Source organism: Paenibacillus sp. NPDC057934, from assembly GCF_042887565.1.
Taxonomy (GTDB): Bacteria; Bacillota; Bacilli; order Paenibacillales; family Paenibacillaceae; genus Paenibacillus_AQ.
In genome coordinates this window covers 159,269-176,142 of the sequence record NZ_JBHVPB010000003.1, presented here as the reverse complement: position 1 = coordinate 176,142, position 16,874 = coordinate 159,269, and the positions used below count along the sequence as shown (strand labels likewise).

Genomic DNA, 16,874 nt, shown 5'->3' with positions numbered 1-16,874 from the left:
TGTGATCTAGGCAGACCTGCTGAAAGCCGCTTCGAATTTCATTAACAAGAACGGACATACCAATTCCCGAAGCTGAAATCAGAGCTACCAATTTACAGCAAAAAAGCTGCCAATTATTGTCCGACAGCCTTTTTGTTGTTTGCCTTTCTATGCTGTTTAGCCGTCGTAACTATCCAGTCTCAGGAACCTTCCGCAAATGACAGTCCTTTCTCAGCGAGTGCCTTGCGCAATTGGCCTAGCGCTTTGGGGCCCATGCCATGCAGCTGCAAAAGCTCGCTCTCGGTAAGCTTGCTCAATGGCTCAAGCCGAATATACCCCGCTCCGGCAAGTGCGCGCTGTGCCGGCTTGGCCAGACCGGTCGGAAAGTCGGATTCCGACTGCATATCTGCTCCGCCGAGGCCAGAGCTGGACTGTGCATTTTTTGACATAAAGGGTACCTCCTATCAGCAGTAATAGTCATCCTTAGTCTTAGTGCCTTGGAGCCCACAGAATAACAGACACTCCAACCATACAAATCAAAGCTCCTGCCCAGTCGTAGATGTCCGGCATCTTCTTGTCCACCAGCCAGCCCCACAACACGGCCAATATGATAAACACCCCTCCATAAGCGGCATACACTCTGCCAAAGGACGGAAACTTCTGGAGTGTCGGAATGATCCCATAGACTACCAAAATGATAGCCCCAACAATACCATACCAAAGCGGTCTGGATTCTCTCAGCCAGAGCCAGACAAGATAACCGCCCCCGATTTCCGCGAGGCCGGCAACAATGAATATCAATATAGCAATTGCCACTAAAATTCACCTTCCCTATGTATCCCCATGATTCCATAGATTGCTTCCATGTTCAAGTTTTGTCTTGCGGCATCAGCCAGACGATCGAACTCTATCTCGCGGAGCGCAGCCGCTGAGTAAGTTGTCTCTAGTGGCTTCAGGCCCTTGGAGAGACGCAACCCGTCAAGCCAGGCTCTGCGCAAACTGTCATTATGGAACACCCCATGTAGATAGGTTCCCCACACTTTTCCGTCCTTTGTGCCCCATCCTTCGTCAAGCTTCCTGCCTGCATCCCCTGTCAACTCAAACAGGCCGCTGACAGCGGATGTATCAAGACTTGAGGTTGTACCCATATGAATCTCATAACCGGCAATAACGGTGTCCAATTCTGTATCCGAGGAAGCACCAAACAGCTGAAGCGGATGACCGGGAGCTAAGCGTCCGCTGACCCTTACAGTGGTCTTATGCTGTAAAAAAACCGTAGACAGCGGCAAATAACCCAGTCCGGCACTTGTTCCCGGTTCATGACTTTCCACAGCATGTGGATCATGCAGTTCAACGCCCAGCATTTGGTATCCTCCGCAGATCCCTGCGAGCTGAAGTGTCCCGCTGTTCAGGGCACGATCAATCGCATCTGGGAAACCCTGCTCACGCAAATAAGAAAGATCAGCAGCCGTATTCTTCGTACCTGGCAGCAAAATGACATCTGGCGTCCCCAGCTCTTGAGGACGGGTTACATACCTTACAGCGGTATCCGGCTCTTCCCCTAATGGATCAAAGTCGGTAAAGTTAGAGATTCTCGGATAGCGGATGACGGCAATATCTAGTTCCTTGCCGTCATCCTTCTGGCGATGCCCGGACGTTCCTTCCAGCACCACGGAATCTTCGGCTTCAATACGAAGCTGCGGCAAAAACGGCAAGACACCAAGGACAGGAATGCCCGTGCGCTGCTCCAGCCAATCCAAACCAGGCTGCAGCAGCGACAGGTCACCGCGGAATTTATTAATAATGAACCCTTTCACCCGCGCACGTTCATGCGGCTCCAGCAGTTCAAGCGTGCCCACCAGAAAGGCAAACACGCCTCCTCGGTCAATATCAGCAACCAGCAGCACTGGCGCATCAGCCCAACCTGCCAGATTCATGTTCACGATATCCCGTGATTTCAGGTTAATTTCCGCAGGACTTCCCGCCCCCTCTATCATCACAATGTCGTATTCCTTACGCAGGCGGTTCAGCGCCTCCATTACCGTGCCTTTGGCTTCCGGGAGAAACTTCTCGCGGTACTCCCTGGCACTCAATGCAGCATGAGGTACGCCATGTACGACGATTTGCGCACTCATCTCTCCGGAAGGCTTCAGCAGAATGGGATTCATATCGGTGGTCGCCTCGATGCCAAAGGCCTCTGCCTGCATGCCCTGAGCACGACCAATTTCTTTACCGTCCACGGTGACATAGGAATTCAGGGCCATGTTTTGCGACTTGAAGGGCGCGGTACGGTACCCATCCTGCGTCATGATCCGCCCGAGGGCGGCAGTCACCAAACTTTTGCCTACATCGGAAGCGGTACCCTGCAGCATCAGCACCGCTGCAGGTTCCTTCTTTTCTTGAGTCACAGCATTGTTATCCATGGGATTCCCCTCTTTCTTTAGCATCGTACAGCGGGCGCGGTACGGCAACACGATCACAGCAGGACATGCTGGAGCATTGCCAAGACTAGCAGCAGCACAGCCTCCAGCAGCTCATTCAGCGCGCCATACACATCGCCGGTGAGCCCGCCGAGCCGGCTGACCGCTCTGCGGGCGGCCAGGTTGCCGCAAATCAAAGCGGTAACTGGCAACAGGAGGGCCGCGGCCAGAGGAAGCGGCCAGGCCGTGCCCCCGCCGAGCGCCAGCGTAGCACCCGCGGCGGCGAGTGAGAGCAGAGCGGCGCAGATCCAAGCGCAACGCTCATGCGTAGGTTTCAGGCCGGCAAAATTGGCGGCCAGCCCGTCATCGCCGCGGGCAATCGGCCAGCGGACCATGGCCCGCACCATGGCCCAGCGGCTCCAGACCGGGGCCAGCAAAAGCAATGACAGCGACGCATAGGAGCTGTCCGCAAAGATCGTGGCCAGTAGCGACGCCTTCAGCAGCAGCAGTAGCACACAGGCCAACACGCCCATAGCCCCTACACGACTGTCCTTCATAATCTCTAGCATCCGTTCCCTTGAACGGTAGCTGAGCAATCCATCGGCAGTATCCATCCAGCCGTCCAAATGTAGTCCGCCGGTGAGCGCGACCCAAACGATCAGGCTGAGAACCGCAGTCGGAAGCGGCGGAAGCAACAGACCGAGCAGGGCAGCTACCGCTGCTGTACATAACCCGATGGCTGCGCCCACCAGCGGATAATATACTACGCTGCGCTGTAACAACTGCTTGGAAAAGCCCACATCCCGACGTACGGGAAAGCGCGATAGAAATTGAAAAGCAGCCGCTGCGGCATCTCTCTGGAGCCTCATAGCTTGTACTCCCGGCTCTTCAGTTCAATTGGAATCCCGGCTGTGACCAGAAAGACCTGACTGCATTGATAGGCTAGACTAGCGTTCATTCGCCCTGCCAGATCACGGTACAGCCGCCCCAGGGCGTACTCTGGGACAATTCCATCGCCCACTTCATTCGTGACTAGGATCAGCGCGCCCCGGAAAGAAGCCACGCTCTGTTCAAGTCTGGCGATCTCCCGCTCCACCAGTAGCTTTCGCTCACTGTCCGCCTCCACAGCCAGCAGCACATTGGACAGCCATAGAGTCAGGCAATCCACGAGCACTGCAGTATCACCAGGTAGGCTATCCAGCAGCCCCGGCAAATCCAGCGGTTCCTCAGCTGTCTCCCAGGCATAGCCGCTCTCTTCCCGCTGCCTGACATGAAGGGCAATCCGCTCCTGCATCTCTCCATCGAAGGCTTGTCCGGTAGCCACGTACAAGGCTCGATCCGCCAGTGATTCCATCAGCCGCTCTGCAAAGCCGCTCTTGCCGCTGCGCGCTCCGCCCGTTACCAGAATACTCATGATGACTCCTTCTCCGCGCCCGATATTCCGGCGCTTTCAAAGGTCGCCATCTCACGCATGATACGACAGACCGCATCAATCATATGCAGGCACAGGACGCCTCCCGTGCCTTCGCCGAGCCGCATGCCAAGGTCCAGCAACGGCTCCAGCCCAAGCCGTTCCAGTAAGAGACGGTGGCCCTGCTCACCCGAGACATGGGAAGCTATCATATAGGCACTGGCCTCTGGGGCAATGGCTCTGGCCGCGAGCGCTGCTGCACCGGAAATAAATCCGTCCAGTACAACGGGTACGTGACAGGACGCCGCCCCGAGAATCAGCCCAGCCAGCCCGGCAATTTCCAGCCCGCCGACTTTAGACAGCACGTCCAGACCGTCCTCCGGATTTGGCCTGTTGATACTTAGCGCCCGTTCCACCACGGCGATCTTATGCTTTAGCCCTTCATCGTCAATACCGGTTCCCCGACCAACCGCAGTCTCCGGTAAGATTTCCTCCAGCGCACACAGGACGGCAGAGCTTGCTGTCGTGTTGCCAATTCCCATCTCACCGGTAATCAGTAGCTCCGTGCCGCTCGCAACAGCATCCTTCGCTACACGAATTCCGGCCAAAACCGCCTGCAAAGCCTCTTCCCGACTCATAGCTGGCCCCTGTGCCATATTATCCGTACCGAAACGCACCTTGACGTTCAGCAGATCGGGATGGATCACATCTCCGTTCATTCCTATATCTACACATTTCACCTCGGCCCCGGCGTGGCGGGCCAGCACGTTCACCGCTGCGCCGCCGTGAAGAAAATTATCCACCATCTGCAGGGTCACCTCCTGTGGAAAGGCGCTGACACCCTCACAACATACTCCGTGATCGGCGGCCATCACAACCACCATACGCTTGTTATAGAGTGGTTTCTCTGTCCTAGAAATGCTGGCCAGTCTAACTGCCAGCGCCTCCAATCGCCCAAGGCTCCCTGGTGGCTTGGTCAGGCTGTTCAGGCGAAGAAGTGCCTGACGCGAGGCTTCCTCATCCGGCGGGACAATCTCTCCCGTCATTTCATAAATTGCAGATAACATCCAATATTCGCCTCCTGATTTATTAGTTCTTAGTAGTCCTTATTAGTCCGTAGCTGTAGTAGCAAAAATTCACCTCAGATTACGCCGAAAAACCCCCACTCTACAAAGAGGGGGGCTGAAGCTTGCCACAGCCATTTTGAAGCACATCCCCATTTCTTCTGCTAAGGATTATAGGGGAAATGCAAAGATCTGACAATTACATTTTTACCTTCATGAAGCTCTCCATCCGCTCCAAGGCCTGACCTAATCTCTCTGTGGATACTGAGTAGGAGCAGCGGATATGCCCCTCTCCTCCCGCTCCAAACACATATCCGGGTACGGCTGCAACTCCTGCTTCCTTCAACAGCTGCAACGCAAACGTCTCGGAATCGAGCCCGGTGTGAGCGATACTCGGAAAAGCATAGAATGCACCTTCCGGTATATGACAAGGCATCCCGATCGACCGGAATCCATTCACCAGCAGCTCCCGGCGTTGCCGGTACACTTCTCTCATCTCGCTCATAGCCTCAAGACCATGACGCAGGGATTCTATTGCAGCAATCTGTCCCAGCACTGGAGCACACATGGCTGTGTATTGGTGAATCTTCAGCATTGCTGAGAGCAGATCGCGATGGCCACAGGCATAGCCGATTCTCCAGCCCGTCATGGCGAATGCTTTGGAGAAACCGCTGAGTACAATGGTCCGCTCCTGCATTCCCGGCAGTGAAGCAATGCTGACATGCTTCCGGTCATAGGTCAATTCGGCATAGACTTCATCGGAGATGACCAACAGGTTGTTTGCCTTCACGATCTCCGCAATCGGTTGCCAGTCCTCAGCAGTCATGATCGCTCCCGTCGGGTTGTTCGGATAATTCAGCATCAGCAGCTTGGAACGCGGGGTAATTGCCCGTTGTAGCGCCTCGGCAGTAAGTTTGAAACCTTCCTCCGCTTTCGATTCCACCTCTACTAAAGTACCGCCATTAAGATAGGCAATCGGCGAGTACGCGATATAGCTGGGAGATGGAAGAAGAATTTCGTCTCCTGGAGCGGTGAACGCCCGCAGGGCCAGGTCCAGAGCTTCGCTACTGCCTACTGTGACTACTATTTCGCTGGCAGGGTCGTAGCGCAGGTTGAAGTTATTTTGCAAATAGTTGGCAATTTCCTCTCTTAGCTCGGGCAAGCCCGCATTCGGCGTATATCTCGTCGCTCCCTGGCTCAGCGCCACCATGCAGGCTTCTCTGATATGCTCCGGGGTAGCAAAATCCGGTTCGCCTACGCCCAGCGAGATAATATCCTGGTTGCCAGCACTGAGTTCGAAGAACGCACGTATTCCAGAAGGCGGGATGTCCTGTACGCGAGGCGCTATCCAATTATTCAACATGTACCGGCACCCCCTTGATCTTGCTGCGTTCCGTCAGAGAACAGCTGATAATACGATCCAATAATGCGCTGAATGACAGTCCGGCTGCCGCTGCGCTTTTAGGAAGCAGACTCGTCATCGTCATCCCAGGCAAGGTATTGACCTCCAGTACATAAGGCACACCGTCCATCAACAGCATATCGACCCGGGCATACACGCTGCACTTCAAAGCCTTGTAACAGGTCATTGCTGCTCTGCGTACCGACTGCTCCAGCTCTGAAGGCAGGTTGATCACGACCTCTTGCGCCCCACCTACCTCATACTTGGCACTATAATCGAACCATTCCGAAGACGCCGAAGTAATGCCTACCACAGGGAGAAATTCCCCGTTCAGGATGGAGCAGGTGATTTCCTGGCCCACGGTATACCGTTCAATCAGGATCGACTGATCGGGGTCACTGGTAAAAGCCTTCAGCACCGCGCCCCGCAGCCCCTGCTCATCGTTCACCTTTTCCATTCCGATGCTGGAACCACCTGAATTCGGCTTCACCATCACGGGATAACCCAAACGTTCCACAGCTTCCGGCGAATAATCGTCCATGCTGTCCCAGCACAACCAGTCGGGCGTGTTTACTCCCTCATAACGGAAGATTTTTTTGGACAAATCCTTATTCATGCACAGGCTGCTTGCCAACACGCCACTTCCCGTATACGGTATGCCCAATGTCTCCAGCGTTCCTTGGATCGTTCCATCCTCCCCGTAAGCGCCATGTAGAGCCAACAGAGCAACATCAAGCCCCTTAACCTTCTCTACAAGCTCCTCCCGTGAATTGAATACAACCGGAACTACCTCATATTTACTACGATCCAGATGGTTCATCATCTCTCTGCCTGTGTTTAGCGACACCTCAATTTCAGAAGAAATGCCCCCCATAATCACGCCCACCTTCATCACTAGCACCCCTTCATCCCATTAATTGCTGCGCCGTTCTTCCAATGATTTCGATTCCTTTGACAATATCGTCATCCGCCACTCTGGAGAAACCGATCCGCATCGTATACTGTCCGCCACCATCGGTATAGAACATCTCCCCTGCCGTAAAAATAACCCCTTGCGCACGGCACGCCTCAAGCAAAGCTTTTGTACTAAAGCCCTCTGCAAACGCCACGAACAAATGCAGTCCCCCGTCGCCCGTCAACGTTTGGAACGGAACATGCTGCTTACAGCATTCCAAAGTCAGCTCATATTTCCGTTTATATTCCGCTCTGGCTTTCTTCAAATATTTCTCCAGATTGCCGTTGTACAAATATTGATAGAGGATCGACTGATCCAGAGTAGAAGTGTGAATGGTTTGTGCCCGCTTAAGGCTCTCCAGATAATAGATCAATTCCTGATCGGCCAGCACCCAGCCTACCCGAAGCCCAGGGAACAACACTTTAGAGAAGCTTCCAAGATAAATCACACTGTTGCCTGCACCAGCCGTCGCAATCAGCGGCGATACATGTGAACCCGAATAACGCAGCTCTTCATTAAATCCATCCTCAATGACCGGAATGTCGTATCTCGCCATCAGCTTCATCAGTCCCTGTCTTTTCTCAGGAGACATGACGATCCCGGTCGGGTTATGGTACGAAGGCACGAAGTAAGCACAATCATACTCTCCCTCATCCAATGCCTTCTCCAGTTCACCCAGGTGAATGCCATCCCGTTCCATCGGAATGCCATTGATCCCATAGCCATGCAGTTTGAGATTCTTGATCGCTGTATGATGCGTGGGGTTCTCGGTCAGGACCTGGCCGCTCTTCCGGTTCAAGGCAGACAGCACAATATTGAAGCCTTCCGTGAAACCATTGGTGATCAGGATGTCCTTGCCCTTCATATCCACGCCCTTGTGCTCCATATATTGGTGCAAATAATCTATCAACGGTTTGTAGCCCTTGGCGTAGCCGTAGTTCAACAGGACATTCCCCTCTACGGCCATTCGGTCCATGAAGGCTCGCTTTACATTGTCCAGATCAAACAGACTCTCATCCGGCGCGATGCTGGTAAAAGAAATCGTACCTTTGTCTGCGCGGATACCGCGTTTCATAATATCCAGTTCTTCTGCCAGCATGGCGTGATCGTTCAGGTGTCTCTTCCAGTCCATGGTGCGGGAAGAAACAGTAACGGTGCCGGGTGCAGTAGAAGCTACATAGTTGCCCTGCCCTTTAACGGCGTAGACAAACCCATCGTCCTCCAGCCCCTCATACGCGGCGATTACAGAGTTGCGGCTAACTTGCAGTAGCACGCCCATCTCACGGGTGGACGGCAGCTTCTGGCCGCTTTGCAGCGCACCTTTTATAATTAAGTGCTTCATATAGTCTTTGATTTGTATATATACCGGTCGTCCGGCAATGAGCTTGAAATCCTTAAACATCCATCATCGCCCCCATAGCTATCATGGCACAGTCAGCAGGGTAAAAAAAGAACCACGGCCCCGGATTTTTCATCCAGTCGTGGTTCTTAGGGTTATGATCTAGTTTGATTGCTGTTTCCTGCCCCCGATAAGAACACAGCCTTCTCTGTGATAGGCAGTTCCCGGGAAGCTGCCTCATCTATGCGTAATCCTCTCGCTCGCTCCATCTGCCTCCGCTCCATTGCACCCGAAGTAACTGTGATGATCCCGGGGGAGGAGCGATCGCCTCCCGGAATGAAGTCCCCGTCCGAATGAGGGCCCGCAACTGACGGATCACGCCCCCATGTGTCACCACCAGCACTCGGCGGGGCGGGCAGGGCTCCGCCAGAGAAGAACGGGAAGGCAATCCTGCAGCTACCACCAAACTGTTCAGAAAACATGCCACCCGACCTGAGAACTCTGCCCAGGACTCTCCCCCAGGCGGGGCGAAGGAGACTGGATCATCGATCCAGTTCCGATACAGTGGTTGGCTCTGCAACTGTTCATAGGTGCAGCCCTCCCACTCACCGAAATTCATCTCACGCAGCCGCTGATCATAGACAGCGCTGGCTGCTAGAGGAGAAGCGACTGCGGTCAGGGTCTGCCGACAGCGCAGCAAATCACTGCACCACACGCCCTGGAAGTTCTCGTATCGAGCTAGCTGCTCCTGGAGCCGGGGCAATAGCTCTCCATTGTCCGGGAGCAGCGGGAGATCGGTGTGACCCAGATAGCGCCGATCTGCGTTCCACTGTGTAAGGCCATGGCGTACTAACACCAATTCTAGGTTAACAACTCTATCGGTATCAGAATGGGGTTCTCTATGCATATATGTAATCATTCCTATACATGAGTCTGGACTGTTGGACTGAATCTACTAAAGAGCATTAAAAAATAAGTACTAATCAATTAATCATTTCATCTTCAGTGTCTATATAAGAAAAACTTGAGATCCGAACGTAAGGCTCCAATCTTGGTACACACAACTTATATGACGTCATCTTTCAGCGTACTTTTTCAAAAAAAAGCTACAATAATGCTCTTATTTTCCTTTTTACCTCTTTTAAAGAAATATAAGATAAAAAATGCCGTTAGTTGTGGAGGTAGAGCCACATTTCATGGTTGTTATCATGGTTAAAAAGACTGGTACAGGAAGATTCTAATTTCAACGCAGAGAGAATTGCCATCTGATGCCCTATCTTTATCAAAGCCAGCCAATCAGCCAAGCTGTCGCTGCACAAAGGCAGGCAAAGATGGTGGAACAGAGCAGCATCATCCGCGAGGCCCGGAGAATATCCCCCGGCTCCATGCCCCTGACCGGGTCGCCCATATAGGCCCGGAAGGAAGTCACGCCATGGTATACGTTCTCCCCGCCCAGCCTGATACCGAGCGCGCCAGCTACCGCTGACTCCGGAAAGCCGCTATTCGGGCTGGGATGCAGACGAGCATCGCGCCTGACCATATGTATACAACGCCGCCAGTCCAGCCGCAGCAGCCAGGCGCACATCGTCAGGAGTACCGCTGTGATCCTGGCAGGTATGAAGTTGGCAACATCGTCCAGCCGGGCAGATGCCCAGCCGAGATGAAGGTACTTATCATTCTTGTAGCCTACCATGGAGTCGAGCGTATTCACCGCTCGATAGGCTATGGCCAGCGGTGCACCGCCTAGCAGAGCATAGAACAGCGGGGAGACAACAGCATCTACGATGTTCTCAGCCACGGTCTCCACAGTGCCGCGGACAATCTCCGGGCTGTCCAGCGAGGTTGTGTCGCGCCCAACAATCATCCCTACCGCCCGGCGGGCAGCGGGAATGTCCCCCCGACGCAGCTCGGTGTAGACGGCGAGACCAGCATCCTTCAGACCTTTGGCAGCAATCGTGGTCGAGACCAGCCAGGCCGCAGCGATCCAAGAAAGCCAAGGTGTGATCATTGCGAGCAGCCACAGTAACAAAGCCGTCAGGCTCCAGGCTCCGCCCGCCACGATCAGCGGCAGAAGCATCCCGGCCGGCCGCAGGTAGCGGGGCCTGGATACGAGACGGCGAATCAGTCGTTCCACAGCCTTGATCGCCTTGCCCATTCCTACTACAGGATGGGGCAGTGCCCTCGGATCACCTACGATCCTATCAATAACATAGGCGACGAGCAGAATTAGGGCCGAGATCACAACCCCTTCCCCCAAACCCTATTTTCATTGCCTGCTCTTATTCCTAGCCTTCTATTTTTATCCGTTCTCATTAACTGTCCTTCCTCGCTTGCAATGATTTCAGGCTGGTCGTGACCGTCCCATAGACCAGCCGCCCGAGAGCTCCACCCAGATCGGTAGCTGTCCCGGCATAGACATGCTCGGCGCTGTATCGTCTGCTCTGACTCACGCCCAGCACGATGGCATCCGTTGTCGTCCCCGTCGCTGTCAGCCCGTTCTCGGGGTCGGTAATCCCGAGATCCGCGAGGGCGGCCGTCTTAGCCTCGACAGCTGTCATCACAGCATTAACCATTGCCGCAGGCGATAAGCGCCCATCAATGCCCAGCATAATGTTGATAGTGCCCGGCCGGTAAGCCTTCAGCACGGGACGAGCTACCCCCGCACGGGCAGCATTACCCGCAGCTGCCGTAACGCAGCAGAAAATCCCGACAGATCCGGTATCTTCCTCTGCAACTGCGGCATGCTCCAGCGGCACGGCTGTCATCAGGCCGGCGCAACCTGCCGCAGGATAACCCCATTCCCGGAGCTTATTCTCCATATCGCGCACCGGATCACTGCATTCGTAATCCCGGCTGACAAACAGATTTACCGCTCGTGTCATACGTACCATCCCGCCGCCATATACTGCACTCGACAGTCCATCCACTTCAGCCGGGAACGCCAGCAGAAGATGATCTTCCTTTCGCTCCAGAGTCAGTCCGGGAAAGACCAGGGAATGAAGTACTGCGGTCTCGTTTTCATTCATAAATGGCACTTTTGCTTGACTCAGTTTGGTTTCACTCACCTGGATTTCGTCTCGATTAATTTCATTCCGTTCAGTTTCGTTTCTCTTGAGATCACTTATCTTGATATCACTCATTCTCTCTAACCTCCTTCGTAAAATTTATTTCTCACTGCCTCGTCGTTGCGCTCTTATAGTTTCCTCAATGCGCATCAGCAATGTCCTATTATCCTCATGCCCCTTGACCGCAATGCGGATATGCTCCGGCCCAAGGCCCGGATACATGGCACAGCTGCGGACCAGAATGCCGCTATCACCCAGACAAGCCTGCATATCTGCCGCTGTCCACGGCTGCGGCAGACCGCACAGCAAGAAGTTAGCTTCTCCCGGCAGCACATCACAGCCGAGGCTAATCAACTCTTTCTGTAGCAGCTTCCGTTGCTCCGTAATTAGCTTCCGTGTATAACGTTCATAGCCCTCGCCACTGGTCAAGCAAGCCTCTCCAGCCAAGAGAGCGAGTGTATTCACGCTCCATGTGACCTGTTTGCCGGCCATGGCAGCAGCAAGTGACGGGTGAGCGATAGTGAACCCGAGCCTCAGCCCTGGAATGGCATAGAACTTGGTCATGGAGCGGATCAGCACGGTATGCGGGAACCGCGTAAGCTCCGGCAACAATGATACCCTTTGCTCCGGCTCAATGAAGTCGATAAAGGCCTCATCGACGGCTAGATACGTTCCGCAGCGCTCAGCCTTCTCTGCGAGCAGCTTCAGATCATCCCATGAATACTGGATGCCATTCGGATTGTTCGGCTGGCCTAGGAACAGCAGCTCCACCTGGTCCAGCAGGCCGGAAAGTTCTTTCACTCCGGCCCGATAACCGTTCTCTCGGGTGCCCTGCACGGCCAACACTTCTGCTCCGAACTGCTCTGAGAGCTGGCGGTATTCCGAGAAGCAAGGCTCAGCCAACCCCACCCTGTTCGGAGCAAGCGCTAGCAGCAGCAAGGCCATACATTCGGCGGCACCGTTGCCGACAGTCAGCCATTCTCCAGGCACGCCCAGTGTCTCCGCAAGCAGGCCCTTAAATATCCGATGGCCGGGATCGGGATAAGCTGTCACAGAGGCGAGCATCTCTCGCACCATTTCCAACAGACCCGGCGGCGGGCCCAGCGGATTAATGTTCGCGCTGAAATCCAAAAAAGCGCCGACCTTTCCCCCATAGAGTTCCGTAGCCGTCAGCAAATCCCCGCCGTGGCCGTATTTTTCAAGCATAACAGCACTCCTTTATCTCATCATTACGTTACCTATGTAAGCCAATGCCCTCATTATTACGCTCCAGTTAGAAGTCCGTCAATGATTTAGAGCTCGCCAGATGGATTTTATTGGATTATACTATGGAATTTTTTTGTGAAATCCCTGCTTTTGGTTTAAAATAAAGGCTGTATTCAATCATGCTGCAACGGAGGAACAAGCCATGCTTTTTATCGATAACACGGGGATTACGGATGCATCCATCAATCTCGCAATTGAAGAATATGCGCTCAAGCATTTGCCTATGGACGAGAGCTATTTGCTCTTTTATATCAACAGTCCGTCTATCATTATCGGCAAACATCAAAATACGATCGAAGAGATCAATCAGGAATACGTGAAGGACAATAACATCCAGGTTGTACGTCGTTTGTCTGGCGGTGGAGCGGTCTATCATGACCTCGGCAATCTCAATTTCAGCTTCATTACCAAGGATGACGGTGAATCTTTTCTTAACTTCCTGAAGTTCACGCAACCGGTCATCGACTACTTGCGGAGCATGGGCGTCAATGCTGAGCTCAGCGGGCGGAACGACCTGCAGGTTGGCGAGCAAAAAATCTCCGGGAATGCCCAGTTCTCCACACGGGGTCGCATGTTCAGCCACGGCACTCTGATGTTCGATCTCAATCTGGATGATGTACAAGCTTCGCTAAATGTTAATCCGGAGAAGTTCAAATCGAAGAGCACGAAGTCAGTCCGTAGCCGCGTAGCCAACATTAAAGACCTTCTAGGGTCGGATATGACGATTGAAGAGTTCCGCAGCGGTCTGCTGCGCTCGATCTTTGGGATGGAGCCTTCCGAGGTGCCACAGTACAAGCTGGAGCAAGACGACTGGGTGAAGATCAATGAGATCTCCAAGGAGCATTATCAGAACTGGGATTGGAACTACGGGTTGTCACCGAAAAGCAACGTTAAACACACGCGCAAGTTCCCTGCCGGGATCATTGACATCCGGATGGACATTGAAGATTCTTACATTAAGGATATTAAAATTTACGGCGACTTCTTCGGTGCTGGCGATGTGGTAGACGTCGAGAATGCACTTCGCGGCAAACGTTACGAGCAAGTAGAGGTCAGACAGGCACTTGCTGAGCTCGATCTGAAGCATTATTTTGGACGGATCGAACCGGAAGAGTTTATCGGGCTGATTTTCCTGGAAGAATAGATTTCTTGCATATATAAAACAAACCAATAAGGCTCTCTCGCTGCACCGCGCAGCGAAAGAGCCTTATTGAGGTTATGTATGGATGCAGCAATATCGCTACTGATTCGTAGTCCCTTACGGAGAGAGAATGAACACATAGATTACTAGTGCCAGTGTGAGCAAAATGCAGATATTCTCTACTGCGCTACCTTTCTTCGTACCGGTGCTCATCAGCCTCAGACGTAGCTTGAAGGGTAGCGGAGGCAGCAGGGTAATTCCGCGCTGAGTAATGGAATCTGCTAGCAGATGCAGCGCATAGGACAGGCCCCCGGCGATCCACAAGCTTCCGCCGTCATTCATACCTAAGGAAGCGAAATACAGCAGTGCGCCCCATCCAGCCACGCCGTACAGCGTGTGCGTTAGCCCACGATGCGGAACAATGGATGCGATGATCAGTATGCAGGCCGCAATATAGTTCCATGGATCATAGGCATCTGCGAACGCTACCAGCCCCACCGCGATCAATATCATAACGAGATGCCTCAGCCTGCGTCCTGGAAGGAAAGAAACACTGCCAACAAGCAGAGCCAAAGCAATGTTCCAGGGCGGCTGTGCCAGGCCAGCGAAATAGAGATAAATAGCCGCGCCGATCAGCGCTACCTGAAGAATTCGGAGCACGAACTCAGGAATGGCTTTGCGCACCAATAATGAATTCGGCTCATCAATATCTGGCATTAGCGAGCTTACCGCAGCCACAGCAATGGCCGGAATAGTAATCTCATAGCCAAGTAGATTCATAACCGACAGGGTAACCCCGGTGCTAATGATTAAATGGGATTTGCCCATCATACGAAAACCGCTCCCTTTCCAAGATGTAAATGAGAACAAATGTGCGGTTATCGAAGTATACCAAGACCCTTCCAGTTTGTCCAGCTTGAACCTCAAAATCTCCTGTTCTATAAAGGATCTTCGGCAGCTTTGGCTTGTTCTTACTCCTGTTTTAGGATACAATTTGGACAACTTGTCTTACTCTACAAGACAACTTTCAATGCCAGGCGTCAGTTCCCATTTGATCTGATTGTTACAACCAGAAAGAAATAAGGAGAGAGAAACCATCCATGTACAAATTGATTGCTATCGACATTGACGACACCCTGATTAATGATGACAAGGAAGTTACCCCGGCCACACAGCAAGCGTTGGAACAAGCTGTTGCCGCAGGAGTAGTAGTAACACTAGCCACTGGACGCGCTTATGCGTCGGCTCAAGCCATTGCCCGCCAGACCGGACTTAACGTACCGATCATTACGTACCAGGGTGCACTCGTGAAGAATCTGCTCGACGAAAATGTGTTGTATGAACGTTATGTCCCGCAGGATGCCGTCCGCAAGCTGTTTGAATACTGTGTGGAGCATAACTTGCATCTGCAAACCTACATTGATGATAAACTGTATTCCCGTGAAGAGAACCAGAAACTGATCGACTACTCCGCTTTGAACAATACCCGCTACTATATTGAACCGGACTGGGAGAAACTCGTACCCGAAAAAACACCAAAAATGCTCATCATCGACGATCCCGATTTCCTGGATGAACTAGCACCAATTCTGCGTGAGCTGTTGGGGGATTCGGTGCATATCACAAAATCCAAACCTTATTTCTTGGAAATCATGCACCACGAAGGCACCAAGGGCTTGGCTCTGGAATTCCTAGCTGGCCATTTCGGATGCGATCTGTCCGAGACGATCGCTGTCGGCGATTCCTGGAACGACCATGAGATGCTGGAAGCAGCAGGCCTAGGCGTAGCTATGGATAACGCCATTCCGGCGCTGAAGGAAATCGCTGATTTCATCACGCTCAGCAACAACGAGGATGGCGTCAAGCATGTCATCGAAAAGTTCATTTTGCAAAGCGAAAATTAATACAAGAGTGCCGCACAGCCATGTTGTCTTCACGGTGTGCGGCGCTTTTTTATATACTTTCAGTGGCCTGTTGACGAAAGCATCGCTTCCTTCATCTGAGCTTTTTCCTCTTCATGCTCCAACTGTGAGCCGTAGCTTCATCCAGCAACAGAATCGGTGCATCTTTCAGAATCGTCCTGGCAATAGACATTCTCTGGCACTGTCCCACTGAGAATCTGGCCCCTTCCTCACCAATCTCTGAAACCACTCCCCCTAAAATTCTGTTCCCCGCACCTTGGCATACACCTTACTGTCATGTAATTCCCCGTTCATCGCCCGCCTATTGCTGCGCAAAATCCCGTCCAGCGTATAGCCCGCACGTTCCGCTACCGCTGCACTTTTCAGATTATGGGCGCTGCAACGGATCTCAATTCGGTTCGCTGCCAGCTCCCGGATTGCAAAGTCCGTTACCCCGTTCACAGCTTCGGTCATATACCCTTTGCCGGCGCAGCTGCTTCTGATCCAATAGCCAATCTCGAAATTGCGAATGTCCCAATTGAGATTGTGCAGTCCAGTGCAACCAATGAACCGGCCAGACACTTTGTCAAAAATACGCATGTGCATTTCTGTGCGCTTCAGAAATTCCAGCCTTGCTTCACGTGTGAACTGCTCCGACTCCTCTAGACTTTGCAAGGTTTGAGCGAACGGCATCCAGGGCTTCAGCAGCTCCTGACTTTCCACAAGTGCTTCATGCATGCTAGCACCATCTCCCCACAGCGGGGCACGGATCAGCAGGTGTTCCGTCTCAAAGCTTTCGGGAAAATCAAGTAAGATTGGTGCTTGTGCTTCTGGCATTATGTAATCCCCCACTTCAATTGATATTTATGCTAAATATGTAATCTCATTCACGCAGGTATATTGATTATAACGGGATTCTATGCCAATAATA

Annotated in this window: 18 protein-coding genes; 2 read left to right on the top strand and 16 right to left on the bottom strand. The window is 52.8% G+C overall.

Features of this window, described 5'->3' with window-relative positions; all coding sequences use genetic code 11:
* Positions 1–179 precede the first annotated feature (179 nt).
* The 13 genes from ACFVRY_RS08260 to ACFVRY_RS08200 form a co-directional block, all read right to left on the bottom strand.
* Positions 180–428: a helix-hairpin-helix domain-containing protein gene (locus ACFVRY_RS08260; protein WP_387499095.1), complete on the bottom strand. Its 249-nt coding sequence runs from the start codon at positions 426–428 to the stop codon at positions 180–182.
* A 40-nt stretch (positions 429–468) separates the two neighbouring features.
* On the bottom strand, positions 469–795 hold the full coding sequence (locus ACFVRY_RS08255; protein ID WP_387499093.1) for a YnfA family protein: 327 nt from the start codon (positions 793–795) through the stop codon (positions 469–471).
* Positions 795–2,402 (bottom strand): cobyric acid synthase, encoded by a 1,608-nt coding sequence (locus ACFVRY_RS08250; protein WP_387499091.1) that lies wholly within the window; start codon positions 2,400–2,402, stop codon positions 795–797. The genes ACFVRY_RS08255 and ACFVRY_RS08250 overlap by 1 nt, the downstream gene beginning before the upstream one ends.
* 53 nt (positions 2,403–2,455) lie before the next feature.
* Positions 2,456–3,268: an adenosylcobinamide-GDP ribazoletransferase gene (gene cobS / locus ACFVRY_RS08245; protein ID WP_387499089.1), complete on the bottom strand. Its 813-nt coding sequence runs from the start codon at positions 3,266–3,268 to the stop codon at positions 2,456–2,458.
* The gene (gene cobU, locus ACFVRY_RS08240; protein WP_387499087.1) at positions 3,265–3,813 is read right to left on the bottom strand and encodes a bifunctional adenosylcobinamide kinase/adenosylcobinamide-phosphate guanylyltransferase; all 549 of its coding nucleotides are present in this window, start codon (positions 3,811–3,813) and stop codon (positions 3,265–3,267) included. Before cobU ends, cobS begins: the two co-directional genes overlap by 4 nt.
* A complete protein-coding gene (gene cobT / locus ACFVRY_RS08235) occupies positions 3,810–4,877 on the bottom strand; it encodes a nicotinate-nucleotide--dimethylbenzimidazole phosphoribosyltransferase (RefSeq protein ID WP_387499085.1) in 1,068 nt (355 codons plus the stop codon). Before cobT ends, cobU begins: the two co-directional genes overlap by 4 nt.
* Before the next feature lie 196 nt (positions 4,878–5,073).
* Positions 5,074–6,237, bottom strand: coding sequence for a pyridoxal phosphate-dependent aminotransferase (locus tag ACFVRY_RS08230; RefSeq protein ID WP_387499083.1), 1,164 nt, complete (start codon positions 6,235–6,237; stop codon positions 5,074–5,076).
* Positions 6,227–7,168, bottom strand: a complete 942-nt coding sequence (locus ACFVRY_RS08225; RefSeq protein ID WP_387499710.1) for a D-alanine--D-alanine ligase — start codon at positions 7,166–7,168, stop codon at positions 6,227–6,229. Before ACFVRY_RS08225 ends, ACFVRY_RS08230 begins: the two co-directional genes overlap by 11 nt.
* 13 nt (positions 7,169–7,181) lie before the next feature.
* A complete protein-coding gene (locus ACFVRY_RS08220; protein ID WP_387499081.1) occupies positions 7,182–8,633 on the bottom strand; it encodes an aminotransferase-like domain-containing protein in 1,452 nt (483 codons plus the stop codon).
* Between the two features lie 178 nt (positions 8,634–8,811).
* Positions 8,812–9,426 carry a histidine phosphatase family protein gene (locus tag ACFVRY_RS08215; RefSeq protein ID WP_387499708.1) on the bottom strand — a complete coding sequence of 205 codons (615 nt, stop codon included), beginning with the start codon at positions 9,424–9,426 and terminating at the stop codon, positions 8,812–8,814.
* 426 nt (positions 9,427–9,852) lie between these two features.
* Positions 9,853–10,812 (bottom strand): adenosylcobinamide-phosphate synthase CbiB, encoded by a 960-nt coding sequence (cbiB, locus tag ACFVRY_RS08210; RefSeq protein ID WP_387499079.1) that lies wholly within the window; start codon positions 10,810–10,812, stop codon positions 9,853–9,855.
* A 70-nt stretch (positions 10,813–10,882) separates the two neighbouring features.
* A complete protein-coding gene (locus ACFVRY_RS08205) occupies positions 10,883–11,710 on the bottom strand; it encodes an adenosylcobinamide amidohydrolase (RefSeq protein WP_387499077.1) in 828 nt (275 codons plus the stop codon).
* Positions 11,711–11,734: 24 nt separating this feature from the next.
* Positions 11,735–12,841, bottom strand: a complete 1,107-nt coding sequence (locus ACFVRY_RS08200; RefSeq protein WP_387499075.1) for a pyridoxal phosphate-dependent aminotransferase — start codon at positions 12,839–12,841, stop codon at positions 11,735–11,737.
* A 202-nt stretch (positions 12,842–13,043) separates the two neighbouring features.
* Between ACFVRY_RS08200 and lplA the strand changes: the two genes are divergently transcribed.
* Positions 13,044–14,045: a lipoate--protein ligase gene (gene lplA / locus ACFVRY_RS08195; protein WP_387499073.1), complete on the top strand. Its 1,002-nt coding sequence runs from the start codon at positions 13,044–13,046 to the stop codon at positions 14,043–14,045.
* A gap of 114 nt (positions 14,046–14,159) precedes the next feature.
* On the opposite strand, the gene ACFVRY_RS08190 is transcribed toward lplA, so the two are convergent.
* A complete protein-coding gene (locus ACFVRY_RS08190) occupies positions 14,160–14,873 on the bottom strand; it encodes a metal-dependent hydrolase (protein WP_387499071.1) in 714 nt (237 codons plus the stop codon).
* Positions 14,874–15,142: 269 nt separating this feature from the next.
* Between ACFVRY_RS08190 and ACFVRY_RS08185 the strand changes: the two genes are divergently transcribed.
* Entirely contained in the window at positions 15,143–15,946 is an 804-nt protein-coding gene (locus ACFVRY_RS08185) for a Cof-type HAD-IIB family hydrolase (RefSeq protein ID WP_379201086.1), read from the top strand.
* A 91-nt stretch (positions 15,947–16,037) separates the two neighbouring features.
* On the opposite strand, the gene ACFVRY_RS08180 is transcribed toward ACFVRY_RS08185, so the two are convergent.
* Positions 16,038–16,193 (bottom strand): ATP-binding cassette domain-containing protein, encoded by a 156-nt coding sequence (locus tag ACFVRY_RS08180; protein WP_387499068.1) that lies wholly within the window; start codon positions 16,191–16,193, stop codon positions 16,038–16,040.
* A 5-nt stretch (positions 16,194–16,198) separates the two neighbouring features.
* The gene (locus ACFVRY_RS08175) at positions 16,199–16,780 is read right to left on the bottom strand and encodes a GNAT family N-acetyltransferase (protein ID WP_387499066.1); all 582 of its coding nucleotides are present in this window, start codon (positions 16,778–16,780) and stop codon (positions 16,199–16,201) included.
* Positions 16,781–16,874: the final 94 nt, after the last annotated feature.